The organism is Pantoea sp. RIT-PI-b, assembly GCF_001187905.1.
Taxonomy (GTDB): Bacteria; Pseudomonadota; Gammaproteobacteria; order Enterobacterales; family Enterobacteriaceae; genus Pantoea; species Pantoea nemavictus.
Genome location: NZ_LGIS01000033.1, coordinates 172,599 through 199,257, shown reverse-complemented (window position 1 = coordinate 199,257; position 26,659 = coordinate 172,599). Strand labels below are relative to the sequence as shown.

Genomic DNA, 26,659 nt, shown 5'->3' with positions numbered 1-26,659 from the left:
TTAAAATTCAGGTGGCTATATCGACTGCCATTAATGCCTGAAAACCCGGATCGGCCGGAGCACCCAAATCTAATGCTGCTATTTAGATTACGAGTGCCCTCGGTGCTACGGGCTGGAAGGCCAGGCATGTGGTAATGATTGGACCAGGAAGGGTATTGACGGACTGATTGCCCGCAAGGCGATAAACCCCGATTTCTCCTTCAGCACGGATATGCCAACGTTTCTGTACCTGATGGCAAAAATACTCTGTCAGGTATCCTGACAGCTTATCTCCTGACGCTGCGGCCCATATACTGGGCCGGCTGAACAATTAGCTGCAGCGGCAGCCATCGTGAAGCGGTCAGAACTCCTGACGAGTCGGGCGAAGCACGATTTCATTAATGTCTACGTCCGCAGGCTGTTCAATCGCAAACGCAATGGCCCGCGCTACCGACGAGGCAGGGATAGCCTGTTTTAGAACGCCAGAACATTTTCGGCGGCCGTGCCGGTCGTGGAGTATTTTAAATCACTCTCCACCGCACCGGGTTCAATACAGGTGACGCGGATGTTGCCGCCTATCTCCTGACGCAGACCATCCGATATGGCTCTGACCGCAAATTTCGTTCCGGAGTACACCGTGCCTCCAGGCGCAAAGACTTTGATGCCCGCCACTGAACTCAGGTTAATGATATGTCCACTCTCCTGAGCCTGAAAGCGCGGCAGCGCAGCGGCGATACCATAAAGTGTCCCTTTCAGGTTGACGTCGATCATGGCATCCCATTCGTCAGTATTCACTTCAGACATAGGGCGGATCGGCATCAGACCCGCGTTATTAATCAGCACGTCCAGCTGGCCAAAATCGCTGACCACCTCTGCGACGACGGCTTCAAACTGGTGCTTATCGGTAACATCCAGCTGATAACCGCGGGCGACATGACCGCCGTCGGTAATCTCCTGTACAACCTGATCCGTTTTTGACTGTCTACGTGCCGCAACGGCGATTTTTGCGCCCCGCATCGCCAACAGTCGAGCAACTTCAGCACCAATACCCGAATTACCGCCGGTGATAAGAATGACTTTGCCTTCGATACCGTTATTCATGGGTATTCTCCTTCATTACTGACGTTGCAGGTGGGTAAACTGGATAATCAGTAAAACCTTCCTCAGAACCACCGTAGAGACGCGCGGCATTTAGCGCGTTAAGCGGCCAGCCGTTGGCAATCCGTGCTGGTAAGTCAGGGTTCGCCACAAAGGGTCTGCCAAACGCAATCAGATCGGCATAATTGCTGCGGATCATTTTTTCTGCACGCTCTGCCGTGTAACGTCCGGCATAAATGATGCGGCCACTGAACACACGGCGTATCTCACGTCGGAAGGCCTCTGGCATATCCGGTGCGTTGTCCCAGTCCGCTTCAGCAATTGAAACGTAGGCAACGCCTGCGCTTTCGAGGACTTTCACCGCTTCCACGTAGGTCGTATGCGGATCGCTCTCCACCAGACCGATATAAACGCGATCTTCGTCGGTACTGGTAAATAACGGGGTGAATCGCACACCGAGGCGATTGGCACCGACAGCCGCGCTGACAGCTTGCACAATTTCACGCAGGAACCGCAGACGGTTTTCGAGTGAGCCGCCGTAAGCATCCTGACGATGATTGGCATGTTCAGAAATAAACTGGTTCACCAGGTAGCCGTTGGCCGCATGGATTTCCACGCCATCAAAGCCGGCACGAATCGCGTTTCTGGCAGCCTGAACGTAAAGCTCAACCAGTTCCTGAATGTCCGCGATTCCCAATTCACGCGGCGCGGAGGGTGAAACGAGAGTTCCGGTCCCTGGCCCAGTTTCAATAAATGCCTTAACTTTTTCAGCCTGAATGGCCGACGGTGCCAGCGGTGCGCCATTTTCAGGTTGCAGTGACGTATGGGAAACGCGGCCAACGTGCCAGAGCTGGGCGAATATCACACCTCTGCTGGCGTGCACGGCATCCGTGACTTTTTGCCATCCCTCAATCTGCGCTTCGCTGTAAATGCCCGGTGTCCAGGCATAACCCTGACCGCGCGGTTCAATCTGAGTTCCTTCGCTGACCATAAAGCCCGCGCCGGCACGTTGCTGATAATATTCTGCCATCAGGCCGGTTGGCAGATCGCCAGGCTGGCCGCTGCGCTGGCGCGTCAGTGGAGGGAATACAATCCGGTTTTTCAGGGTATAGGGACCGAGATTTATCGGATGAAACAGCGCTTCATGTTGCATTTCTATTCTCCAGTATCTCTGCAAAAAAATCACATTAGACCGGTCGACTAGTAATAACGTAACCCTAGGCCGATCGGCTATTTTCATCTCTTCAATCAACCAACAACGAGATCAGTCGACTAGTAAATACATCCGGAAATTTCCCCGTGATGAAGATTTTCAGCTCAGGTGATATAGCCCACCCGCTAGATTCCAACACTGATACCTCATGCTTACTTGTAAATTTCCGCCGTGCCGTAAAGATAATTGCGACCGCCGGCAGAAACCACGCGATAGGATCCGGCACCTTCGGCTGTCGCTTTCGCATCGAGTCGGTTTATCAGCTCACTCAGATTGCTTCCGGCAGCCGAGGCTGAGATAACGCCGATACGTTGCTCGCCAGCAGGTTGATCCTGAACCTGATTAGCGGCAAATGCAGGTAATGAAGCGGTAGAGATGGCGAACAGTGCAACAGCTTTAGTCATGATTTTCATGATATTTTCCTTTCAGTCAGTAAAGTGGTTTGAGTAGTAGAGAGAATTTTTTGGCCGGGACCGTTTAGTGGCTCCGGCGTTAAGTTACGAACATTTAGTGCGACAAACTCTGTGCTGCCTTTTCAATCACGGCCGCAATCTTACCGGGCTGTGAGGCATAAATTGCGTGGTTACCTTTCAGTTCGGTCACCTTGCTGCCGGCACGCTCGGCCATAAAACGTTCCAGCTGCGGGTTGATGGCGCGGTCTTCCGTCGCTACCACAGCCCAGCTCGGCTTATGCTTCCACGCCGGTTCGCCAGCTGTCGCACTGAAGGCCGCCACCGCGGGCATGACCTGAGACTGTGCCAGTAGCGCGGTCTCTTTTTCCGGCAGATCGGCGGCAAAGTCCGCGTGGAACGACTCAGGTTTCAGATAGAGGAAATGATCGTCCGTTTCAGCAATCGAATGCGCGGCGGGCGGGTATTTTTTTGCCAGGCTCAGCAGCGAGTCCCCTTTTTCCGGCTGCATCGCTGCGATGTAGACCAGCCCTGCCACCGACGGATCATTACCCGCATCGCTGATAATCATGCCGCCGTAGCTGTGTCCGACCAGCAGCGTTTTGCCACTCTGCATTTTCAGTACGCGTTTTGTTGCGGCCACGTCGTCTGCCAGGGAGGTTTGCGGCTCCTGAACAATCGACACCTTGTAGCCCTCTTTATGCAGAATGCGGGCGATCGGGTTCCAGCCGGAGCCATCAACGAAAGCCCCATGGACCAGAACGATATTTTTAACCGGCTCGGCCAGCGATGACTGAGCATAGACAGACAGAACCAGGCTTAAAGCGGCTGAAGCGACAGTTTTTTTGAACATTTTTTATCTCTCTTTCATAAACAGGTTGAGTTTGCTGTACCGGGTGCTGAGAGAGTTGCTGGGCAATCCCCCGCAGCCGGCCGGAGTCATATCACTGTGCCAGCTGTTTGATCAGCTGCGCTGCGGTTGCTGCTGATGAGGTCGGGTTCTGACCGGTGATCAAAAGACCATCCGTGACCACATAAGAGCTCCAGTCCGCGCCTTTGGAATAAATACCGCCCTTCGCAATCAGCTCATCCTCGACCAGGAATGGCACCACGTGGGTCAGGCCTACCGCCTCTTCTTCAGTGTTAGTGAAGCCGGTGACCTTGCGTCCTTCGACCAGCGGTCTGCCTTCCGGCGTTTTTACGTGACGCAGTACGCCAGGTGCATGGCAGACGAACGCCACGTTTTTTGAAGCGGCAAAGAAAGATTCAATTAGCGCGATAGAATCCTTATCTTCCGCCAGGTCCCACAGCGGACCGTGGCCACCCGGATAAAACACGGTATCGAACTCGGCCTGAGACACACTGTCGAGGCGGACGGTGGTCGCCAGCTGCGCCATGGCGTCAGTATCGGCTTCAAAGCGGTGCGTAAGCTCGGTCTGGAAGTCCGGCTCATTGCTTTTTGGATCCAGCGGTGGGTTACCCCCCTTCGGTGAGGCCAGCACGATTTCCGCACCGGCGTCCTTAAAGGCGTAGTAAGGAGCGGCCAGCTCTTCGAGCCAGAAGCCGGTTTTACGGCCGGTGTTGCCCAGCGTGTCGTGTGAGGTCAGTACCATTAAAACTTTCATTGTCATTCTCCAGTATGTCGATAAGTGATATTCAATTAGACCAGTCGTCTATTAACTTGCTGCATTTCCTGTCCTGGTGCTGACGGTTGCTTTGCTTAAACCTGATGGCTATGCAATTGCCCCCGATTTTAAGCAACCTCGTTTGCCCTGACAGTTGCCGTGAAACCAAACTAACATCAATTAGACCGGTCGTCTACAAGGATTGTATGTCATGTTCAGATTTCTTTTTAAAACAATTATGACGTAGAACGGCTTCGGTATTTTCACAATTACATCAAACCATTGCGCAAGCCGGTTCTACAGAAGAAACGTCATTGTCGCAGACTCAGTCCAGCTCTTTTGCCCAAACAGCCTGCGCATTCGTGAATTCGCGCAACCCAAAGTGGGACAGCTCACGGCCGTAACCACTTTTTTTCACGCCGCCGACAGGTATGCGGGCGTTAGTGGCAGAAAAACCGTTAATGAACACGCCGCCCGTTTCCAGACGCCGGGCCATCCGCTGTCCACGCTGAATATCCGCCGTCCAGAGGTTACCCCCCAGACCGTAGTCGCTGGTGTTTGCCAGTTCAATGGCGTGCTCAGCATTATCCGCAATCGTGATAGCCGCAACGGGACCAAAGGTTTCCTCGTCAAAAGCGGCCATACCCGGTACCACGTTACCCAGCACCGTAGGCGCGTAGAAATTACCGCTTCCTTCCAGTTTGTGTCCGCCCAGCAGGAGCGTTGCCCCGGCTTCCAGCGTACGCTCAACCTGATGATGTAGCTCATCGCGCAGATCCTTTCTGGCCATTGGGCCAACGCGGGTCTGAGGATCCATCGGGTCACCCACTTTCAGCTGGCTAACCGCAGCGATAAATTTTTGCGTAAACGCCTCCGCAATGGGCGCTTCCAGGATAAACCGTTTTGCCGCCAGGCAGACCTGACCTGCGTTCTGGAAGCGGGCTTCAACGGCGGCACGCACTGCCTGATCGATATCCGCATCAGCAAGAACAATAAAAGCATCTGAACCGCCCAGCTCAAGCAGACTCTTTTTCAGCGCTCTGCCCGCAATAGCCGCTACGGCAGATCCTGCTCGCATGCTTCCCGTCAGGGTTACTGCGGCGACACGGTCATCTTCAATGACGCGCGCCACCGTATCATTGTCCGTCACCAGGTTGGTAAACAGGCCAGCAGGAAAACCTGCGCTTTCATAAGCATCCTGTAGGGCATAGGCCGATCCCATGACGTTAGGAGCATGCTTGAGAATAAAGCCGTTGCCGGAGAGCATGATGGGACCGGATGCGCGGATAACCTGCCACAGCGGGAAGTTCCACGGCATCACCGCCAGGATTGATCCCACCGGTAAATAGGAGACATAAACCTGGTCGCCGTTATCGACGGACACCGGTTCGTCAGCCAGCACTGATGGGCCGTTGTCTGCAATCCAGTCTAAAGTGGCCGCGCATTTCTCGACTTCCGCGCGGGCTGCTGAGAAGGTTTTGCCCATCTCAGCGGTGATCAACCCTGCCAGTAAATCAGTGCGTTCGCGCAGAATCTGCGACAGACGGCGGTAAGCCGTAACACGTTCGCGTAAAGGGGTGGCGCGCCACAGGCGAAACGCGGCCGCATTCTGTTCCAGCAGCGCTTCCACTTCTTCTGTGGTCTGGTAGGCATAATTAGCAATGAATTCATCGGTCGCCGGATTGCGTGATACCGCAAAGGTGATGTCAGATGAAACTGGATTAGCAGATTGAGATGTCATTTTGAAGCCTCCTGAATGATGGGTGCAGCATGATTGTGCTGCCTGAAATCCATCTTAAGTGCGCCCAAAAATCTCAGGAAGGCGTGTTGTTATCCTATTACTGATGGTCACTGGCAACATGTCTGGGAATGTAGGTTACCAGTGAAAGATCGGGCCTGCCCTCTGGCGTCAGGGCGACATAGGTGAATTCAATGTGTCCTGAGGTAGGATGTGCCAGCCTTTTACTCCCCTCACTCATGCCCTGTACGTCGGTATCCTGCCACCACTCCCGAAATTCAGGTGACTGCTCGCTCAGTTCATCGATCAGGGCGTCGAAATGCGCCTTATTCTGCGCCCGCGCACGCGATGCACGGAATACGGAAATCATTCCGCGCGCCATCTGCTCCCAGTCCAGAATCAGCGTCCGATAAGGCTGGTAGAGAAACAGCAGGCGCAGTGTATTTCGTTCGTGCGGCTGCAATGAACTGTAATCAATGAAAAGGTCGGCGATGGCGTCATTCCACGCCAGAATATCCAGACGCGCATTGCGCACGTATGCAGGGATTGGATTGATGGCGCGAACCAGCATGTCGAGCCCATCGCTGACACCCATATCCACCTGACGCGGTTCCGGCTCCTCACGCGGTGAAAGGGCAAAAAGATGCGATGACTCTACGCGGTTAAGTCTGAGCACCTTTGCAATACGCTGCAGCGCTTCAGAGGAAGGCTTGATTTCACGGCCCTGTTCCAGCCAGGTGTACCAGCTGACGCTCACACCAGCCAGCATTGCTACTTCTTCACGGCGTAATCCCGGCGTGCGGCGGGTGCCCTTTGGCATGCCGAACGCTTCTGGGTCCAATCTCGCCCGGCGACTGAGAAGAAATGCACCCAGCTCGCGACGCTGCTCCTGAGTGGTCTTTTTGACCATGATGCTAAGCCCCTGAATAAGAATGTTTCGACAGCTATTTTTATATCAGCAGTTAACAGAAAAAAAGGTTTTCCTTAAATTTTCAACTCAGCAGAGAGACTCGCTCTGCTGAGAGAATTAACTGACTGCCATGCTGTTTAAAATGGGTGACACCATACAGGATGGTAATTATTAAAAAATGGCTGTAGCAACACCGCCAGGGTTTTATTTATCAATTAGTTGAATTATAGCGCTTCAATAACCTCATATTCTTCTGCAACTAGCTCCATATCTTCAGAGTAAAAACCTGCTCTGGTAAAAAGCTTTATGCTCTGCTCTCCAGTATTCAAGGCTCAAATTCCTTTCACCTTCTTTACGCGCATAACGTGCTAATTGAATATTGCGTTAATAGTCCGCGCTTCAGATAAGATCGGTATTCACTCGTTTACCTATATCTTTAAGCTGCGAATATTTTTCAAGCAACTGTGGCGCATCGTCAAGGCTCATCGCGAACATCCAGAGATAGGTCATGACGGAGTAAATGTGACCAGCGTCGGTCCCGCCTCGGAGTGCCATAGTGAAAATAGTCATAGCAAATAACAACGCGGTGACCGCCCCGATAGAAAGATATCCCATCGCTTCACGATCTGACAGGCGGATACGCAGCCCCGCAATTACCCGATAATGCCTGCTCAAAGAGGCAACCGGGGCACTGCTGACAAAGCCCACTTCTTTTTCCAGTCGGTCATTAAGCCGGTAAAAAAGCGCCTCATTTTTACGCGTATATCCGGGCAGGAAAAACGAAAAGAATAGCAATACGGCCAAACAGGCGATCCCGGACCAAAATTCAATCGCGAGCAGCATGAATGCCGCCCCGGTAATTGAAGCCAGGGAGGTAATCAATACCGGCAGATGTTTTTCAAAGAAGTCGACGAATTCTCTTGAAAGCGCAACGCGGGCGGCGATCGTGGAATGGCTATGATTTTCCCGACGCTGGGCAAGAATAACCGGCACTGCCAGTTCGGCGTATATCCTTGCGAATGTACGCGTATCCAGGCTGCGCCGGGCGGCACCAATCACCCACATGGTAAAAACCATTAGCGCATAAAATACTGCATGCCATGCCTTACCGGCGACGATTGCATTTATGGCAAAGCCGGCCAGCAGTGGATAGAGCAGATAGGTCAGGTTTTCGGCGATAACGAGCATGAGGGTAAAGAAAAGCTTTTTGCTATGACGGCGTCCAAGTCGTTTAAGCGTTTGTACCGCGCTGCCGGTTACCTTGACCGGATCAGTAATATCATGCGTTTGCATAGGTCCATTTTCTGTTAATATTAATTTGAGCATGTGCTCAAATTTAGAATCGCAGTCTATTTGAGCAACTGCTCAAAGTCAACGGAGCCATGCCATGAAAGAAATAAAGGAAGCGCTTAAAGCACGTATATTGGACGGCGCTGCTTTGCTATTCGCAGAGAAAGGTATTGAGAATGTCTCAACGCGCGAACTGACCGAGCGGCTCTCTATCTCACGCAGCCATATCTATTATTATTTCAGCGACTGGCAGACGCTATGTATAGAAGCTCTGACAAGATATATGCAGAATGAGCTGGATACTTTTTCACAATCCATAGAATCCATATCACCCACCGAAAAACTGATTACGGTTATTGAAAATTATCTACCGGATGCCCCTGACGCCGCCTGGCAGCTTTACGGTTCTCTGTGGCAAATGGCGGGACGCGATAGCGCATTTGCTGAACTGGCAGAACTGTTACTTCAAAAGTGGACGATTTTCATCACCGAGATCGTTGAGCAAGGTATCGCCGCTGGCATTTACCGACCTGTTGAAACCGCGCGTTTTACCCGGCAACTTGGCGCTTTGCTTAACGGATATGCCGATAGCCTCACAATAAACCCTAGCCCGGCAAAGCACCGCGAAGCTGTCGAAGATATACAAGCGTTTATTCAACTCACTCTTTAGGATTCTTTCTGCTAACAGAATCATCGGGTTATCCACTCATCACCCTTCATGCTGCCGTGAGTGAGAGCAATGAACGGTGAGATAATTGGCAGGTCAGGCATTTACCTGTAAACCTGCCGTTGGTTTTAGTGAAATGACTGGCTTCCGGTACCGGTCACGACTGGGGATACCCTAACCCGATAGGCAATAACCATTGCCGCAACCAGCATTATGCATCCCGCGGTGAGGAATACTCCGGTGATGCCGCTTATGCCATAAACCAGTCCCCCAATAGCGGCACCGATGGCAATTGAGGATTGAACGGCGGCTACCACCATTCCTCCTGCACTCTCTGCCTCATCGGGTAAAGCACGCGCTACCCAGCTGGACCAGGCTACCGGCACGCCGCCAAATGCAAAGCCCCACAACATAACCAGCAGAGTAAGTCCTGTCAGTGATACCGGCAGGGTTAACAGAGCGAGTGCAGCCGCCCCTACTAACGTGGGCATCACGATCAGCGTCAGGCGTAAGCTTCGTTCCATCAACCATCCTGCCGCTAGCGTCCCAACAAAATTAGCCAGTCCAAATCCCAGCAAAATTAGCGCAAGTGTTTCACTTCCAACATGCGCGAGCGTTTCAAGTGCCGGACGTATGTAGGTAAAAAGCGCATACTGCCCGGTGTGTGCCAGCACACAGCCCAGCATCCCCACGCTAACGCCAGGCCGCTGCAGAAGAGAATAAACCGAAGCTGTTTTACCCCGAATAACCGGCGCCATACCGGGAAGCGTGAACCACTGAAAAATTAAGGTGATTGTCCCGACTGCAGCGGCGACAAAAAAGGCGCTACGCCAGCCAAAAAGGCCGCCAATGTAGCTTCCCAGAGGGACAGCCACAACGGTGCCTAACGCGATACCACTAAAAATAATCGACAGTGCGCGCGGTACTAACCTCTCAGGCACCAGTCGCATTGCCACCGCCGCCGCCATGCTCCAGAATCCACCAAGAGCGATCCCCAGCAAGACGCGCATCGCCAGCAACATAACGATGCTTGTAGATAGCGCCACCAGCACATTTGAAACGATCATCAACACCGTAAAACTCAACAATATGGTGCGCCGATTCATCGCACGCGTCAGGCGCGGTACCATTAACCCGGCAAATAACGCAATTAACGCCGTAATCGTGACGGCCTGGCCTGTAAGTGATTCTGACACCTGAAAATCCTGCGCCATGGGCGTTAATAAACTCGCCGGCAAGTATTCTGCGGTTAGCAAGCCAAATACGCCCATGGTTAACGAAAACACCGCCCGCCAGGCAGGCCGAATTTGCTCATCACGGTCTAAGACTTCCTCGTGCGCATTCACACAGACTTCGTTTGTCATTCCCGTTTTTCCTTCTAAATAGCTTTAAAGGCCGAAGTCTATGCAGGCGGGCGTGGATGATCTATGCTCTAAAACCCTCAGTTTTTAACCCAAAACCCGAATATGAACGCGACCAATCCCTTTGCCCTCTCGTCTGAACTCATCAGTGAACTGCTTGCAGGTCTGCGGCTTCAGGGCGTGCAGTATCGGCGTATACAGACTGGCAATACCTTTGGTCTGAACTTTGTCAGTCGGCCTGGTCACGCTTATTTGCACTATGTTGCCGTGGGAGATGTGCTGCTTAGAAACACAGATGGCCATTGTCTTACGCTTTCAGCGGGTGAAGCGGTCTTTATTCCACACGGCATAGAGCATCAGCTGTTGTCGGCAACCACCGTTGAAGTGATGAATATCGATGATTTAGAGACAGCACCACTGGATGACAACGTGAGTGGACTGGATAGCTGTCCCAGCACCCAAGAGACGCCAAGTGCGGTGATGTTTTTTGGTTGCATGGAGATCAACTTAGGCAGCATGCAGCGGCTAGCAGAGGCGATGCCTGAAATTATGCTTGCCGATGCACAGGGCACTCACTGGCCTGGACTCATGCATATACTTGATGCGATGAAACGCGAGATATGCTCCGGACGCGTGGGCTATGCTGGCATCCTTGCCAGGTTGGCCGATGTCGTTGCCGCGATGTTTATCAGGGGTTGGGTGGAAAACGGTTGTGATAACAGCTCTGGACTGGCAGCGGCCCTGCGTGATCCGCGTTTGGCCCGCGCCATTCTGGCCATTCATCGCGAACCGGCTCGGGATTGGAGTGTGGCAGAGCTCGCCGCTGAATCACATATCTCCCGATCCGCATTCGCGGAGAGGTTTCAGGCAACAATCGGTATACCTCCCCTGCGATATGCAACGGAAGTGCGCATGCAACTGGCTATCCGCTGGTTGTCGTCAGAAAAAATCACCATTGACGCTGCATCACAACGCTTAGGTTACTCCTCGCAAGCTGCCTTCAGTCGGGCATTTAAACGCGTGACAGGCAAGTCTCCCGGAACACTGCGTATTCCGAGCTGAAGCATTTCAGGTCGGATTTTTATTCAGCGCTTAGAGTGATATTTAATATTGGGCATCATTATGACCTGAATAAAATGCCCGATTTCACGCATTAATTAAATTGAGCAAATGCATCACTGTCCTGGAGGGATTATTGCGTCGCCAGGCAAAAGCGATATCGGTGAACAGAGTGTTATTCTCTATTTCACAAAACGTGATGTGTGGGTTGTTCACGCAGCACATTGACTCTGGTACCAGTGCGATTCCGCAACCTGCGCCCACCATGCCGAGAGACGACGTAATCTGTGGCGCCTGAATAAATCGTGTTGTTGTAAACCCCGCACGCAGACACGTGCTGACGATCAGTTCATAGAGGCTGGGAGCGACTTCACGCGGAAACATAATCAATGTTTCATCCACCAGCTGTGATAACGCAATGGTGTGCAGATGGCTACATGCATGACCCACAGGTAACGCAACCATCATTCTCTCAGTAGCGATAACCTTCAGGTTGAACGCTTTGCTGCTTTCACACGGCAGGCGAATAAACGCCGCATCGAGCAATCCATCCCGCAAATCCTGCATCAGTAAAGCCATGTTTTCTTCACGCGTGATGAGCTCCATCGCCGGATAACGTGTTTTAAAACGTTGAATAAGATCAAACACCGGTGCACCGAAGGCGACTGAACTGGCGAACCCCAGCGACATCTGCCCGCTTATGCCCCGCGCCATGCCTCGGGCTTTCTCGAGCGCATGGTCAGCCAGCTGCACAATCTCTGCGGCATCATTCAGGAATGCCCTGCCCGCGTCGGTAAGCTCAACACCGCGCGTCAAACGTTTCAGTAACGGTGTCCCAATCTCGTGTTCCAGCCGCTGGATTTGCTGGCTCAGCGGCGGCTGAGAAATGCCCAACATCTCTGCGGCACGAGTGAAATGTAGCGTCTCTGCAACGGCTACAAAATAACGCAGATGGCGAAGTTCCATATCAAATACGTCTCAAAGTTAACAGGTTTCGCTATTGGATTCCGTAGGCCAAAAAGCCCACCATGATATTAACACGGCTTAACTATTGGTTTGCGAGGTGGCAAATGTGTAATTTTGTATCTGACTGTTCATGCGAGGAACAGCTGAAAGAGACCGTCTTAAAACTCAATGATGATTCACCAGAAAAGGTTATCTATCAGACCTCCCTGATGAGCGCGCTGCTGAGTGGTGTTTATGACGGATCCACCACGGTGTCGGACTTATTAAACAAAGGCGATTTTGGTCTGGGTACCTTCAACCAGCTTGATGGCGAACTTATCGCCTTCGACAGCAAAGTCTATCAGTTACGCTCCGATGGCAGCGCCAATCCTGCCAAACCCGAGCAACAAACGCCGTTTGCAGTAATGACCTTTTTCAAACCGGAACATCATCACCGCTTCAGCGGAACCGCGACGCGAGAAGAGGTTCACCGGGTTATCGACAGTAAAATCACTTCAGACAATCAGTTCTGCGCCATGCGCATCAGTGGCCGCTTCCAGGCGGTTCAGACTCGTACCGTTCCCTGTCAGTGCCGCCCTTATCGCTCGATGCCTGAGGTGCTGGGCGATCAGCCAACCTTCGCATTCAAACAGACCCCGGGTGAACTGATTGGCTTCCGAACGCCGCAGTACATGCAGGGGATCAACGTGGCCGGTTATCACGAGCACTTTATTACTGATGACCGGCAAGGCGGCGGACACATCCTCGACTATGTGCTCGAGGAGGGAACGCTGACCTTTGGCGCGATTAGCAAGCTGGTGATTGATCTCCCCCGGGATACCGAATTCCTCCAGGCAGAGCTCAATCCTCACAATCTTGATGAAGCCATTCGGGCCGTTGAAAGCTAACCGTAGAGGTCACTATGAAAACGTTAAAAACCAACACTATCTGGAACAGCGGCGCCGATTTAGTTGTCGCACAACTTGAAGCGCAGGGGGTTAATCACGTGTTTGGCATCCCCGGAGCCAAGATCGATAAAGTGTTTGATTCGCTGGTGGATTCACCCATTCAACTGATCCCTGTCAGACATGAAGCTAACGCTGCTTTTATGGCCGCAGCAGTAGGCCGACTCACTGGGCATGCAGGTGTTGCACTCGTGACCTCCGGACCCGGCTGTTCGAACCTGGTTACCGGCATGGCAACCGCCACCAGCGAAGGCGATCCGGTGGTGGCCATTGGCGGAGCGGTAAAACGATCGGATAGCGCCAAACAGGTTCACCAAAGCCTGGATACCGTTTCGATGTTTCGCCCGGTCACTAAATATGCTGTTGAGGTCACCTCTCCTTCCGCACTGACTGAATGTGTCTCCAATGCATTTCGTCATGCTGAAAACGGACGCGGCGGCGGCACATTTATCAGCCTGCCACAGGATATTGTCGACCAGCCTGTGTCCGGCAGCCCTTTGCACAGCAATGGACACATCAAGCTGGGTGCCGCACCCGATGCCCTGATTGAGGCGGTCAGCCAGGAGATCACTCGGGCAAAAAATCCGGTCATTCTGCTGGGCCTGATGGCCAGTCAGCCAGAAAACAGCGCTGCGATTCATGAATTACTGTCGAAAAGCCAGATCCCGGTAACCAGTACTTACCAGGCCGCAGGTGCCGTCAGACAGGAGAACTTCTCACGGTTTGCCGGACGTGTTGGACTATTTAACAACCAGGCCGGAGACCGTCTATTACAGCAGGCAGACCTGATCATCACTATCGGGTACAGCCCGGTTGAGTATGAGCCAGCAATGTGGAACAGCGGCAAAGCTTTGCTGGTCCATATTGATGTGCTGCCAGCTGATACGGATAACCTTTACCTGCCTGACGCAGAACTGGTCGGCGACATTGCCCAGACCGTAAGCAAGATTGCCACCCGCATCACCGCGCCGCTTCAGCTCAGTACCATCGCAGCTTCTGTGCTGGAAGATCGGCAGCAGCAACGGCAATTACTGGCACTGCAAGGCGCCAGCTTAAATCAGTTTGCGCTGCATCCACTGCGCATCGTGCGCGCGATGCAGGACATCATTAACGCTGACATCAGCCTTACCGTTGACATGGGAAGCTTTCACATCTGGATTGCGCGATATCTGTATAGCTTCCGCGCGCGCCAAATCATGATCTCCAATGGTCAGCAGACCATGGGTGTCGCCCTGCCCTGGGCTATCGGTGCATGGCTGGTTGATCCCTCACGCAAAATTGTATCGGTCTCCGGTGATGGCGGATTTTTACAATCAAGCATGGAGCTGGAAACTGCTGTCAGGCTCAAGGCCAATATTCTGCATATCATCTGGGTCGATAACGCCTACAACATGGTCGCCATGCAGGAAGAGAAAAAGTATCAGCGCATTTCAGGTGTCAATTTTGGCCCGGTTGATTTTAAAGCCTATGCCGAAGCGTTCGGCGCTGCCGGCTTCTCAGTAAACAGTGCTGCTGAACTGGAACCAACGTTGCGCAGAGCCATGGATATCAATGGCCCGGCAGTGGTCGCTATTCCGGTCGACTACAGCGATAACCCATTGCTGATGAGTCAGTTACACCTCAGTCAACTTCTCTAAATAAATATCAAGGATGCCATTATGAAAAACAGAGTCGCATTTGTGACCGGTGCCGGCCAGGGCATTGGCGCTGCCATCGCCTTACGCCTGGCAAAAGACGGCTTTGCCGTTGCCATCGCGGATTTCAATCTTGAAACAGCGCAGCATGTCGCTGATGAGATTATCCGCTCGGGGGGAAAGGCTTTGGCGCTGCAGGTTGATGTCACCCAACGCGACAAGGTATTTCACGCTGTTGAAGAGGCACGTCATGCGCTGGGCGATTTCAATGTGATTGTGAACAATGCCGGTATTGCGCCATCAACACCCATCAGCGATATCACCGAAGAGATTGTGGATAAGGTCTATAACGTCAACGTCAAGGGGGTGATTTGGGGAATGCAGGCGGCGATCAACGCTTTCGCCGCGGAGAATCACGGCGGCAAAATCATTAATGCCTGCTCTCAGGCTGGACATGTAGGCAATCCGGAACTTGCCGTATACAGTTCCAGCAAGTTTGCCGTTCGCGGGCTTACGCAGACAGCGGCCAAGGATCTTGCGCCTAAAGGCATCACGGTTAATGCCTTCTGTCCCGGCATTGTTAACACTCCCATGTGGCAATCCATCGACAAACAAATCTCAGAAGCGGCAGGTAAACCGGCCGGGTATGGCACTGAGGAGTTTGCCAAACGTATTACCCTGGGCCGCCTGTCTGAGCCGGAAGATGTGGCTGCCTGCGTTGCCTTTCTGGCGGGACCCGACTCCGATTACATGACCGGGCAATCGCTATTAATCGACGGCGGTATGGTATTCAACTGATTCAAAGATGGTGCTTACCCGCACTACAATGCGGGTAAGTTATTAGCCATGAGTATTTACCTATGCATCTCATTCCATCGGAAGAACAGTTTCGCGTCTTCCTGGCTAAACGGCAGGTGACCTATATTATCTTTGCGATTAACATCACCCTTTATTTCAGTCCCAATTTGACTGCCAGCCGATGAAGATTACCGGGATCCAATTCCAGCTTTCTAGCCGCCTTAGCCCACACCCGATCGCAGCTTTCATAGACCTGTTTAATGTAGTCGTACTGAAATTTACGCGTCGCCTCGCTGAGGTTCACCACTGGCGTGGTTAGCAACATTTTGATCGGCTCTGCATGAACGGTTCCGCCATCCTGCAGTTGAAAATGTTGTGGAAGCAGAATGACTTCGCCGTTGCGTGATTCGGCCTGCGCGATGATCACGGCACGATATATGGCATGTTCCAGCTCGCGCACATTTCCCGGCCAGCTTGCGGCTTGCAGCATAGCGCGGCAGCCAGCACTTAACGCAACACTCAACAGGCCAAATTTCACCCGACACTTTTCACAGAAATAGCCCGCTAGCAGCACGATATCGTCACGACGTTCATTCAGCGACGGGACGAACAGCGGGAAGACGCTAAGGCGATGATAAAGATCAGCCCTGAATTTGCCATCGGTCACCGCCTTGCGCATATCGAGGTTGGTCGCGGCGATAATGCGCACATCCACGGTAAGCGGCTTATCTTCGCCCACTCGCTGCAGATCGCCGTACTGCAGCACGCGTAGCAGCTTGGCCTGCAGCGAAAGCGGCAACTCTCCAATCTCATCAAGAAACAGCGTCCCTTTATCCGCCAATTCGAATTTGCCCGGCCGATCGTGAATGGCGCCGGTGAACGCCCCTTTGACGTGGCCAAACAGCTCGCTCTCCGCCACGCTTTCCGGCAGGGCTGCACAGTTGAGATAAACCAGCGGCCGCGCTGCGCGATGAGAATGTTGGTGGAGGGCCTGAGCAACCAACTCTTTACCGGTGCCGGTTTCACCCATGATCAACACGCTGAGATCGGAAGGAGCAACCACACCAATCTGTTGTTTGAGATGCGCTAACGCCGTCGAATCACCGATGATCTCCACCTCCTCACTCTCTTCGGGCCGGTGTGGTGGCGGTGTAAAGGATGAGGCGGGTTTTTCTAAACGCTCCATCAGCAAGGCATTATTCAGTGCGCCCGCCGTCAGGCTCGCCAGCACCCGTAACTCTTCATCGCTGTAATCATCAAATTGAGTAGCGTTAATGCCATCCAGCGTCAGGGCGCCGATCAGCGTTTGCCCAACAAAAAGTGGCATGCCGACGCAGGCGTGGACGTGTAAATCGCCTTGGTCAGGAATCAATCCATCATAGGGATCGGGTAAATCACTGTCGGCGGGAAAGCGCACTACATCGCCAGCCCGCGCGATGGCCTCAAGTCGTGGATGAGCATCAAGATTGAATCGCCGCCCCATCACATCCGGTGCCAGACCCGCGGTGGCCAGCGGACGAAACTGCTGATTCTCGTAACGTAATAGCGCGGTGGCGTCACAGTTTAGCGCGTCGTGGATGCTGTTAATCATCCGCATAAACCGGTCGCGGCCATGCACTCCATTTTGAATATCAACAGCCAGTGCCGCCAGCGTCTGAACAGAAAGAGTCATATTGTCACCCGCACATGAATTGTCTCAAAGACAAGCAAAGACATTGTATTTAACACAATATGAAATTATACATTTGATTAAAATCAACGTGTTATGTAATGGCAAGGAATATGCCTCATTAGATTAGATAATGTAGCTCAGGAGTATCACCGTGTCAGAACAACAAAACAGTCAGGCGCTTAGCGCTTAGCAAATTGCATCGGCCGCTGATGCCCTGCGTTGGGCAGCGGCATCATCTATCCACCGGCGCTGTTAATTGCACTGAATATATAACCCGCTGCGGCGGGTTTTTTATGCCTGTAAATTGTCATTAATACAATTAGTTGTCACTAACACAAAATTGGTTATTGTAATTTAAACAAAATCCAATATGTAAACATATAAATATCAGCAACTTAAATATTGGCACGCTTGATGCACAACGATTGTGAAACCAACTTACGCTAACAGGGCATCAAATGAATATTCACGTAAAAAACAACATTTTTTGGGTCGGCAAACGTGACTGGGAAGTTGAGCACTTTCACGGCAAAGAGTACAAGATGCAACGGGGCACCAGCTATAACAGCTATCTTATTCGCGAAGCCAGGAACGTCCTGATCGATACGGTTGATCTTAAATTCCGTACTGATTTTGTTAAGAATCTGGCAGAAGAAATCGATCTGAAAAAAATCGATGCCATCGTAATTAACCATGCAGAAGAAGACCATTCAGGCGCACTCGCCGAACTGCTGGCGCTGATTCCAGGCACGCCGATTTACTGCACCGCTAACGGCGTTGATTCCATCAATGGTCATCACCACCATCCCGAATGGAATTTTAACGTGGTTAAAACCGGTGATTCGCTTGATCTCGGCAACGGCAAAAAACTGATCTTTGTTGAAACCCCGATGTTGCACTGGCCAGACAGCATGATGACTTACATGACAGAGGACGCCGTGCTGTTCAGTAATGACGCCTTCGGCCAGCATTACTGCGATGAACATCTGTTTAACGATGAAGTTGACCAACACGAACTGTTTGATCAATGCCAGCGCTATTTCTCCAATATCCTGACGCCTTTTGCGCGTCTGGTTACCCCAAAAATCAATGAGATACTCGGCTTTAATCTGCCGTTCAGCATGATTGCGACTTCGCATGGCGTGGTGTGGCGCGATAAACCCACCCAGATTGTAGAGCTGTACCTGCAATGGGCTGCGGATTATCAGGAAGATCGCATCACCCTGTTCTACGACGCCATGTCTAACAACACCCGCATGATGGCGGATGCGATCGCCGAAGGTATCCGCGAAACCGATCCGCGCGTTGCCGTGAAGGTTTACAACGTCTCCACCCACGACAAAAACGAAATCATCACCTCCTGCTTCCGCTCCAAGGGCATTTTGGTCGGTTCCTCCACCATGAACAATGTGATGATGCCGAAGGTGGCGGGCATGCTGGAAGAGATTACAGGCCTGAAATTCCGCAATAAACGCGCCTCCGCGTTCGGTTCTTATGGCTGGACCGGCGGAGCGGTGGATCGCGTTGCCACTCGCCTGCAGGATGCCGGTTTTGATATGACGATTGCGCTCAAAACCAAGTGGCGTCCCGACCTCTCCGCGCTGGAAGAGTGCCGCGAGCATGGCCGCAAAATCGCCCGTGAATGGGCGCTCTCGCCGCTGCCGGTAGCCGTCGTCGCAGCGAATACTGCCGCTGCGGTTATGGCAGCTTCCGCACCCATAAACCAGGGTGGCGTCGGTGTGGTAGAAGCGGGTGAAGACATTGGGCAGAAAATGATTTGTACGGTTTGTCAGTGGGTTTACGACCCGGCCGAGGGCGAACCAAACCAGGATGTCCTACCCGGAACCGCATGGGAAGCCGTGCCAGACGATTTCTTATGCCCTGGATGCGCGCTGGGCAAATCCGTGTTTGATCCTTACGAGGGCTGAGTCCATGTCAGCAGACATTGTGATTGTTGGCTCAGGCTTCGCCGCCCGCCAGCTGGTCAAAAACATCCGGCATCTGGATAAACATGTGCCGATTCGCATCTTTGCGGCCGATAGCTGTGATGAATACAACAAGCCCGAACTCAGTCATGTTTTCAGTATGGGTTATCGCGCTGAGGCACTCACTCGACAAACCGCAGCAGAGTGGGCGGAAAACCAGAACATCATGCTGCATCCTTTTACCACGGTTTCGCGCATTGATACGGCAGCAAAGGTTATCAGAACTCCCGCTGGCGATTACGTCTATGGCAAGCTGGTGCTTGCTACTGGTGCCGAGGCCATCGTACCGGCGATAGAGGGCAGTGATCTGATCTTCACGCTAAACAGTCAGCAGGAATACCGCCGCTATGACAACGCGCTGATAGATGCGCATCGAATATTGATGGTCGGCGGGGGTCTCATCGGCACAGAACTCGCGATGGATTTTAACCGTGCAGGTAAAGCAGTAACGGTAATGGACCGCAGTAACGGCCTTCTTTCGGCGCTGTTACCACCGGAAATCAGTGCTCGTCTGCACAACCGTTTGATGAACAACGGGGTAGAGTTTCTCTTCAGGCATGAACTTTCCAAAATCTCACGGCATGAAGATTTACTGGAGGCAACGTTCAGTAACGGACAACGGAGGATTTTTAACGCCGTGGTGTGTGCCATTGGCTTACGCCCTAATCTTACGCTGGCGCAGAGTGCGGGAATCGAAACACGTCGTGGAATTGTGGTTGATGACACTCTCGCCACCTCGGCTACCGATGTCTACGCCTTGGGTGATTGTGCAGAGATTCAGGGAAAACTGATGCCCTATCTGCAGCCCGCTACCCTTGCGGCAATGACGCTGGCTAAAAACCTTACCGGTCACGACGCCAAACTGATGCTGCCAGCCATGTTGATCAAGGTTAAAACGCCGGATATGCCGCTTCACCTGGCGGGCGATCCAGCGAATGCAGCTTATCATTGGGATATGGCGTTATCCCCGTCAGGCATTATTGCTCAAGGCCGTGATGAAGACGGGGCATTACGGGCATTTGTTGTCAGCGAAGAGCATATGAAGCTGGCATTCAGTATGTTGAAGGACATCAAACTTTCGGGCGCATCTTAACCCAAGCATTTTATTAACAGACGATCGGACGCATTTAGGTTCGCTAATTAAAGCGGCGATGGTCCTTGCATCAACCAGGCCGGTAATCCACCGGCCATTGCTTCCAACTTAATATCAAAGGATGTGGCACAATGAATATGCCTGAAATATTACCCTGCATAACCCCTCCTCTTGCACCTGTGGGAGAATTATTTGGTTAAGCATGCACTGTGATTCCTTCGCCATGAATATGGGAACATGTGACGTTGATGCACGCATTGATGCAAGTATTGGAACGATTTCTCAGCGTAAAACGTTCCCACCTGAAATGCTTAAGGAGGTCGTTGCGGTGATATTTTGGGAGATGTGGAATGCGTGGGAGCCAGCAGAAGGCAAAAAGGTTGTGGCTGAATAATAAACAACACCTAAGCCGCATTTTTATAAGTTTCAATCAGTACCTGTAGCGGACATTAATGAATGTTGCCGTGGATTAAACGCCGCGATGTTTATCTCTGTATTGACGTTATCAAAAAACAGACCGTGCCTTGCCGCTGTTTAGGCCTTTCGCCGTTATGCCTCTGACAAAACCTGTAATCTGAACAATCGTTATATAATGCGCGTCCCTTGCTTCACAGCTAATAGGGGCTGGCAGGTGCATCCTTGCACATAACGCCTTTTTATCATCCATGGTTCTCGGTGTTCTTGTGCTAAGCACAGCCATTTAGAGAATGATGAATTGTCGGTCATTCAATCCCTGGCTTTAGCTGTTATACAACTACTCATCAGCTTCGGTTAAGCCAGCAAATATCCAACAAGAACTCCACTACCAGGGCTGACGACCATGGCTACCAAAAAAACCACCCGTCGGCCCATCTGATTCCGTTAATGCCATTTTTATGGCCGTAATGGCTCCTTCATCTGGCGTCAGAAAACCCGTATTGCCATTTAAATCGGTCTGCACATGTCCGGGTTCAACGGCATTGACTTTAATACCCATAGGTTCGATTTCTTTCGCGAATGAAACGGTAACAGCGTTCAGAGCAACCTTTGAAGAGGTGTAACCTAGCAGGTTTACGCTTGAATATATTGAAGTCGGATCGGTAATTAGCGTTAAGGATCCTACGCCGCTGCCCATCATGACAATCCGGGCATTGCTGGACGCTTTAAGCAGAGGTAGGCACGCCTGTGTCACCCGAATCGGGCCAAACAGATTAACTTCATACACCGCTTTTATATCCTCAATACTGACCTGGCTTGGGGGGGTATGAATATCATTGATGATGCCGGCATTATTAATAAGGACATCAAGTGATGCGACTTTACGCGAGAGTTCATTAACGGCATTGGCCACGCTTGCTTCATCCGAGACATCCAGTTCAAGTAGTCTGACGTCAAGACCTTCCTGGATTAAGCGTTCAACGGCTTCTTCACCCCGCCTGCGGTTGCGCGCGCCCATCCAGACCGTCATACCGGCCTTTGCCAGACCTTTGACGATTGCAAAACCAATACCTTTATTGGCTCCGGTAACGAGAGCGTTCTTATTAGTGTCCACTACGCCTCCTCAGCCTGTGAACGGGCGGCAGAGTTGCCAACATGGAACTGAAGATTACCCATCAAACGCGGAACAACGTTGCGGGATGTGAAGCGCCACTGACCGTCATGTTTCTCAAAACTGTCGAAATAGCGTCCAGTGCAAATTGGCTGCAATGAAAATCCATCCAACTCCTGATGAACGGTGAAATAGCTGACGCTCGTTGCTGTATCACCGGCCGGCGAGATGTCTATCAGTGCATTAGAAACGTTATGCGACGTCCGGGGCGTTCCGTCTTCATGGCGCTGAACGCCATGGATAAGAAATTGTTCAACTTCTTCGCGACCCTGCGCAGTATCACTTAAAACGATAAATTCGGAATGCTGGAACAATTCAGCGTTTTCGGCAAATTTCCCATCATCCAGATTGTGAACATAGATAGCCAGCAAACGCTGTATTTGTAATTCATCGATATAATTTTGAATATTTTCAACTTTGTTAAAGTTAGTCATGATTAGAACTCCTCAGGATAGGATTAAATTCCACATTCTTTTAAAAGCGAACGGGTATAATTAACTTTATTTGATAGCAGACACAGAAAGCGTGTAATTGACACCTTCAGCCCAGCAGTGCAGCAAATGTATTGCTCACATTAAATGATGAACAACGTCACTCGGCAGATGAGATATAATTGTTAGCCTCTGCGATACATTAAAAATATTAGATCTGCGATGCACCGCCATCAGAAAATATTTCAGCGCCATTGATATAGGCGGCATCCTCACTGGCAAGGAAAGCAACCGCTTTTGCAATTTCGCTTATCTTCCCAATGCGCCCAATTGGGCTGCGGTCTCTTAACGATTGCAAAATTACGTCCACAGGCTGTGGCAGGAAGTCGCGTAAAGACTGTGTATCAACCGGGCCCGGACTGAGAACATTTATGCGAACGCCTGAACCTTTGATATCCAGTATCCAGCTACGTACCATTGCGCGTAATGCGGCCTTGGTACCGCCATAAATACTCATCCCCTCCCCGGGATTAATTGAGGCCGTCGATCCTGTAATAACAATGCTGCTACCGGGTTTCATCAGCGGTAAGGCTTTCTGCACGGTAAATGTAATACCTCTTACGTTGGTGGTGAACTGGCGATCAAACTTCTCGGGAGTAATTTGCCCGAGTGGTTCAATTTCTCCCATGCCAGCATTAGCGATTAAAATATCAATGCGACCAAATCGGGATTTAATCTGCTCATAAAATGTATCCAGATCGGGGAGGCTTGATACATCCAGCTGAACCTGACTCGCATCAGGGCCTAACGTACTGACTGCCGACTCAAGTTTATTTTTATTTCGGCCAGTAATGATTACGGTTGCACCGCGTGCGGCAAGCTCTTGCGCGATACCCAGACCGATGCCGGATGACGCACCGGTTACAACTGCGATTTTGTTCTGGAATGACTGAGGCATGGTGATGTTTCCTTTCTGGTAGTGATTGAACATGTAGTGATCACTACATAGAAAAAGATTCATGCACAAGCTTTATTTTAATGACTATTTATAAATCGATTAAATTCAATTACATAAATTTAACCTTTGATGCTTTATCATTTAGCGATTACTATATAAATAGCATTCAGGAGGCGAGATGACACAGATAAACAGGCAGCGACGCCCTGCTTTTGATCGCGAGGCTGGTGTGGCCATTGCACAGGCGCTATTTCATGAACATGGCTTTGACGCAGTGAGCATTGCTGACCTGACTCAGGCGTTGAACATTAAGCCACCCAGTTTTTATGCTGCGTATGGCAGTAAGGTGGGTTTATACCAGAGGACACTGGAACGTTACGCACAGGAGAGCGCGCTTCCTCTAGATAAACTTTTATCACCCGAGAAATCTGTTGCGGCAGGTGTGGAAGCTTTGCTTATTGCAGCAGCCAGACAATACGGGCGTCATGCGCATCAGCGTGGTTGTTTGGTTACTGAGGGCATGCGCGCTGATGATAAAGATGCCCGGGAAGTCGCCTGTAAGATAGCTCAGCCAGGAACTACAGCCATTCATAACTGGCTTATGGCTAAGTGTCCACAATCAGCTGAATGCCTTACAGACTTTATTGTGGTGACATTGAAAGGGTTATCTGCTGCAGCCTATCAGGGCATGTCTCAACGCAGACTAATAGAAACAGCAAAAATGTCTTCACAGGTTGTTTCTGCACATGTTAAATAATATTGAGCGTTTGGGTCGCCTATATCAATCCGTTCTCTAAAACGGTTATGTTATTATTTAAAATCCCATCTCCCCCTAATTATTCATCACCTACAGTGGTAAGTGGATAACTTATACATCGTTATTGAAAACAAGAGCGGCTGCTTTTCTCTCACAGCCGAGCTGATGTGCAGCAGCAGCATCTATTGATTTAAGAATGACTCTACTTCGTTGGAAAACCGTTCTGGCTGATCCAGCATAATAAAGTGAAAACTGTTATCGATACGTGTGAAATGAATATCTGGCGCAGAAGCATAGGCCTGACGGTACATCGCATCGACGCTGGCGGCAGGAATCCCGAATAAGGTGTCATATGCGTACATGACCTCAATCGGCGCTTTAATGCGACCAAGTTCGGGACGCAGATCGGTAATCATTAATTCATACACGGCATCCGCCACTGTTTTGCGATCAGAATTAATCCCCGCCGTCACCAAAGCTGGCCTCTCCGACTCGGTCTTAGCCAGACGGGCTATGGATGTTTTCTGAAACTCTGCCATTTGCTCCGGCGACAGCCCCAGTAGCCAATCCCGCGTAGCAGTAGCACGTGGGGCAGCAGTTTCGCTGATCGCCGCAGGATCAATCATCAGCATATAGAACGGCAACGCATCGACGATCATCAAACGACCGACCAGGTCGGGATGACGGGCCGCCAGCATTATTGCTATTTCTCCCCCAAGAGAATGGCCAATAATTACCGGTGCTTTGATGTGCTGGCTTTGAATGTAATCAGCGATGGCATCAACTGCCGGAGCGATGACCTTCCCGTCAGGATTGGCAATGGCAGGCGTACTCGCAAAGCCCGCAAGCTCAACAAGATGAATGCGGTGGCTCTTACGTAAACCTGATGCTAAATCGGCCCAAACTTCGCGTGACGATGCCAACCCCGGAATTAGTATGACATCCGCTCCTGAGCCATGCGTCTGTACAGAGATACGCTGCGAGTTCGGATGCTCTGCAGGTAGGGACATAGACTGAGTTGCGGACGCTGAGACTAAGACTGACATCAATAAAAGAGTCCCTCCAAGCGTGGCACGAATAGTTGCGGTAGGCATGAGTTTAGTCCTTGTTATTTTTATCCCTGATGAACCGGGTTAGCTTACAGAAGGGTTTATTATAAAAGATAAAATTATTAAGGAACGGATACAAAGACTTTGGCAAGTGCTGGTAACAGTTCCGCGCTGCCAGGATAAACATGAGTTCGCTTTTCACTCATAGCGGAGCTGCTGTGCAATGTCTGCTTCGTGCCAAAAGTGGATCACTTATAAACCGTTATTGACATTAAGAAACTCATTGACGAGCTGAGCCTCGACAAATCAATGCTGCTGGATGTTCTGCACAGCCGTTTTGGCAGGGTTTTGTACTTAATCAACCAACATATGATTATCTCGTCCACTTTCTCTTCAGCACCGCATATCCTTAGGCGCAAAGCCGTATTTCTTGCGAAATGCGACCGACAGATGAGCCGGTGAATAGCCTACCTGATAAGCCACTGACGACACGCTGGCTTCTCCGCTTGAGAGCATGTGCCATGCGGTTTCCAGTCGAAGTGTCTGAAGATAGCCATATATGCTTTGATCAAATAATCGTCTGAACCCGGTGGTGAGTTTACGCGTGTTGAGACCCACCAGCGCGCTGATTTCTGTAATCGAGGGCGGTGAATCAATCCGCTCGGCCAGCAGCGTTTTGACATCGTGCAAACGTGCGATATCACCGCTACTCAAACGCGGCATCGCGGGTTCAATCGCGCCATTTTTCGCACTCAAACTGTCAAGGGTATGCGCTACGATCTCCAGTGCTTTGCCCGTCATATAGAGCTGACGGGCAACGCCCTCAAGAGGGTTGGTAAAAAGCTGGGCTTTAAGTCCACACAGGCATTTTGGCGCGGCCTGTACGCGCATTTTAGATTTAGCAGACAGATCGAGATGCATACCTGCCTCTAACCGGCTCATTGAATCCTCACACAGATACTGACTTAATGAGTTAGTGGAGAGATTAACGGCAGTGAAACGCAGGTCCGCACCCGGAAGAAAACACTGGCTGGCCTGTGCGATATCCTGATTCCAGATAGCGCACAGCGCAGGTCCCTTAATATGTAACTCTTTTTGCTGGGGGAAGCGGCACAACAATTCACCGCTTTCAATGATGATGACTTTCAAGCCGAGATGAAGCTGTTCATCGTGCCAGATGGCACGTTGCGGTTTTACACTGCCGCTGGTCAGCGCAATATCGCCATTCAGTAGGATCTGTGCACCGCTTTCAACTCGCTCTTTCATGCCCCGCTGTTGTCGCTCCATCGTCGAACTCCCTTATGCGAAAAATGGTATTGATAATCATTCTCACTGTAAAGGGAATGTAAATACCTGTCTATCACTTTAGCTGTTGAAAATTTAATATCTGATGTTATTAACCGCATAATGAAAATGGGTTACCAGTTTTAACTG

Annotated in this window: 23 protein-coding genes and 2 pseudogenes; 8 read left to right on the top strand and 17 right to left on the bottom strand. The window is 51.2% G+C overall.

Features of this window, described 5'->3' with window-relative positions:
* Nucleotides 1–340: 340 nt before the first annotated feature.
* The 9 genes and pseudogenes from AC790_RS21875 to AC790_RS21840 form a co-directional block, all read right to left on the bottom strand.
* Nucleotides 341–1,080 (bottom strand): annotated as a pseudogene (locus AC790_RS21875) (SDR family oxidoreductase).
* On the bottom strand, nucleotides 1,073–2,230 hold the full coding sequence (locus AC790_RS21870) for an alkene reductase (RefSeq protein WP_049853183.1): 1,158 nt from the start codon (nucleotides 2,228–2,230) through the stop codon (nucleotides 1,073–1,075). Before AC790_RS21870 ends, AC790_RS21875 begins: the two are co-directional and overlap by 8 nt.
* A gap of 212 nt (nucleotides 2,231–2,442) precedes the next feature.
* Nucleotides 2,443–2,703, bottom strand: a complete 261-nt coding sequence (locus AC790_RS21865) for a YdgH/BhsA/McbA-like domain containing protein (protein WP_007885066.1) — start codon at nucleotides 2,701–2,703, stop codon at nucleotides 2,443–2,445.
* A gap of 94 nt (nucleotides 2,704–2,797) precedes the next feature.
* Nucleotides 2,798–3,553 (bottom strand): alpha/beta hydrolase, encoded by a 756-nt coding sequence (locus tag AC790_RS21860; RefSeq protein WP_007885067.1) that lies wholly within the window; start codon nucleotides 3,551–3,553, stop codon nucleotides 2,798–2,800.
* 91 nt (nucleotides 3,554–3,644) lie between these two features.
* Nucleotides 3,645–4,325: a type 1 glutamine amidotransferase domain-containing protein gene (locus tag AC790_RS21855; RefSeq protein WP_007885069.1), complete on the bottom strand. Its 681-nt coding sequence runs from the start codon at nucleotides 4,323–4,325 to the stop codon at nucleotides 3,645–3,647.
* A 325-nt stretch (nucleotides 4,326–4,650) separates the two neighbouring features.
* Nucleotides 4,651–6,066 carry an NAD-dependent succinate-semialdehyde dehydrogenase gene (locus AC790_RS21850; RefSeq protein WP_007885070.1) on the bottom strand — a complete coding sequence of 472 codons (1,416 nt, stop codon included), beginning with the start codon at nucleotides 6,064–6,066 and terminating at the stop codon, nucleotides 4,651–4,653.
* A 97-nt stretch (nucleotides 6,067–6,163) separates the two neighbouring features.
* Nucleotides 6,164–6,973, bottom strand: a complete 810-nt coding sequence (locus tag AC790_RS21845; protein ID WP_007885071.1) for a helix-turn-helix transcriptional regulator — start codon at nucleotides 6,971–6,973, stop codon at nucleotides 6,164–6,166.
* Between the two features lie 224 nt (nucleotides 6,974–7,197).
* Nucleotides 7,198–7,336 (bottom strand): annotated as a pseudogene (locus AC790_RS24465) (ASCH domain-containing protein); the annotation flags it as partial.
* 36 nt (nucleotides 7,337–7,372) lie between these two features.
* Nucleotides 7,373–8,266, bottom strand: a complete 894-nt coding sequence (locus tag AC790_RS21840) for an ABC transporter six-transmembrane domain-containing protein (RefSeq protein ID WP_007885072.1) — start codon at nucleotides 8,264–8,266, stop codon at nucleotides 7,373–7,375.
* 94 nt (nucleotides 8,267–8,360) lie between these two features.
* Here AC790_RS21840 and AC790_RS21835 point away from each other — a divergent pair, with 94 nt between their 5' ends.
* Nucleotides 8,361–8,933 carry a TetR/AcrR family transcriptional regulator gene (locus tag AC790_RS21835; RefSeq protein ID WP_049853182.1) on the top strand — a complete coding sequence of 191 codons (573 nt, stop codon included), beginning with the start codon at nucleotides 8,361–8,363 and terminating at the stop codon, nucleotides 8,931–8,933.
* Between the two features lie 125 nt (nucleotides 8,934–9,058).
* Here the strand turns inward: AC790_RS21835 and AC790_RS21830 are convergent, their stop codons facing one another.
* Nucleotides 9,059–10,294, bottom strand: a complete 1,236-nt coding sequence (locus AC790_RS21830; protein ID WP_049853181.1) for an MFS transporter — start codon at nucleotides 10,292–10,294, stop codon at nucleotides 9,059–9,061.
* A 102-nt stretch (nucleotides 10,295–10,396) separates the two neighbouring features.
* Between AC790_RS21830 and AC790_RS21825 the strand changes: the two genes are divergently transcribed.
* Entirely contained in the window at nucleotides 10,397–11,353 is a 957-nt protein-coding gene (locus tag AC790_RS21825; RefSeq protein WP_049853180.1) for an AraC family transcriptional regulator, read from the top strand.
* Between the two features lie 84 nt (nucleotides 11,354–11,437).
* On the opposite strand, the gene AC790_RS21820 is transcribed toward AC790_RS21825, so the two are convergent.
* The gene (locus tag AC790_RS21820) at nucleotides 11,438–12,316 is read right to left on the bottom strand and encodes a LysR family transcriptional regulator (protein ID WP_049853179.1); all 879 of its coding nucleotides are present in this window, start codon (nucleotides 12,314–12,316) and stop codon (nucleotides 11,438–11,440) included.
* A gap of 104 nt (nucleotides 12,317–12,420) precedes the next feature.
* Between AC790_RS21820 and budA the strand changes: the two genes are divergently transcribed.
* The 3 genes from budA to AC790_RS21805 are packed head-to-tail and all read left to right on the top strand — an operon-like array spanning nucleotide 12,421 to nucleotide 15,692.
* Nucleotides 12,421–13,203 (top strand): acetolactate decarboxylase, encoded by a 783-nt coding sequence (gene budA, locus AC790_RS21815; protein WP_049853178.1) that lies wholly within the window; start codon nucleotides 12,421–12,423, stop codon nucleotides 13,201–13,203.
* A gap of 14 nt (nucleotides 13,204–13,217) precedes the next feature.
* Nucleotides 13,218–14,897: an acetolactate synthase AlsS gene (gene alsS / locus AC790_RS21810; protein WP_049853177.1), complete on the top strand. Its 1,680-nt coding sequence runs from the start codon at nucleotides 13,218–13,220 to the stop codon at nucleotides 14,895–14,897.
* A 21-nt stretch (nucleotides 14,898–14,918) separates the two neighbouring features.
* A complete protein-coding gene (locus AC790_RS21805) occupies nucleotides 14,919–15,692 on the top strand; it encodes a (S)-acetoin forming diacetyl reductase (protein WP_049853176.1) in 774 nt (257 codons plus the stop codon).
* Nucleotides 15,693–15,843: 151 nt separating this feature from the next.
* Here AC790_RS21805 and norR read toward each other — a convergent pair whose 3' ends face one another.
* A complete protein-coding gene (gene norR / locus AC790_RS21800; protein WP_049853175.1) occupies nucleotides 15,844–17,364 on the bottom strand; it encodes a nitric oxide reductase transcriptional regulator NorR in 1,521 nt (506 codons plus the stop codon).
* Between the two features lie 458 nt (nucleotides 17,365–17,822).
* On the opposite strand from norR, the gene norV reads away from it, so the two are divergent.
* Together norV and norW are read left to right on the top strand one after the other, a co-directional pair.
* Nucleotides 17,823–19,292 (top strand): anaerobic nitric oxide reductase flavorubredoxin, encoded by a 1,470-nt coding sequence (gene norV, locus AC790_RS21795; RefSeq protein WP_049853174.1) that lies wholly within the window; start codon nucleotides 17,823–17,825, stop codon nucleotides 19,290–19,292.
* A 4-nt stretch (nucleotides 19,293–19,296) separates the two neighbouring features.
* The gene (norW, locus tag AC790_RS21790) at nucleotides 19,297–20,442 is read left to right on the top strand and encodes an NADH:flavorubredoxin reductase NorW (protein ID WP_049853173.1); all 1,146 of its coding nucleotides are present in this window, start codon (nucleotides 19,297–19,299) and stop codon (nucleotides 20,440–20,442) included.
* 802 nt (nucleotides 20,443–21,244) lie between these two features.
* Here norW and AC790_RS21785 read toward each other — a convergent pair.
* The 3 genes from AC790_RS21785 to AC790_RS21775 form a co-directional block, all read right to left on the bottom strand.
* Entirely contained in the window at nucleotides 21,245–21,973 is a 729-nt protein-coding gene (locus AC790_RS21785) for an SDR family oxidoreductase (protein WP_049853172.1), read from the bottom strand.
* Entirely contained in the window at nucleotides 21,973–22,464 is a 492-nt protein-coding gene (locus AC790_RS21780; protein ID WP_049853171.1) for a nuclear transport factor 2 family protein, read from the bottom strand. Before AC790_RS21780 ends, AC790_RS21785 begins: the two co-directional genes overlap by 1 nt.
* A 208-nt stretch (nucleotides 22,465–22,672) precedes the next feature.
* On the bottom strand, nucleotides 22,673–23,419 hold the full coding sequence (locus AC790_RS21775; protein WP_007885093.1) for an SDR family NAD(P)-dependent oxidoreductase: 747 nt from the start codon (nucleotides 23,417–23,419) through the stop codon (nucleotides 22,673–22,675).
* A 178-nt stretch (nucleotides 23,420–23,597) separates the two neighbouring features.
* On the opposite strand from AC790_RS21775, the gene AC790_RS21770 reads away from it, so the two are divergent.
* On the top strand, nucleotides 23,598–24,176 hold the full coding sequence (locus AC790_RS21770) for a TetR/AcrR family transcriptional regulator (protein WP_049853170.1): 579 nt from the start codon (nucleotides 23,598–23,600) through the stop codon (nucleotides 24,174–24,176).
* A 182-nt stretch (nucleotides 24,177–24,358) separates the two neighbouring features.
* Here AC790_RS21770 and AC790_RS21765 read toward each other — a convergent pair whose 3' ends face one another.
* Both AC790_RS21765 and AC790_RS21760 read right to left on the bottom strand, forming a co-directional pair.
* The gene (locus tag AC790_RS21765) at nucleotides 24,359–25,270 is read right to left on the bottom strand and encodes an alpha/beta fold hydrolase (RefSeq protein ID WP_049853169.1); all 912 of its coding nucleotides are present in this window, start codon (nucleotides 25,268–25,270) and stop codon (nucleotides 24,359–24,361) included.
* Between the two features lie 348 nt (nucleotides 25,271–25,618).
* Entirely contained in the window at nucleotides 25,619–26,512 is an 894-nt protein-coding gene (locus tag AC790_RS21760; protein WP_082204304.1) for a helix-turn-helix domain-containing protein, read from the bottom strand.
* Nucleotides 26,513–26,659: the final 147 nt, after the last annotated feature.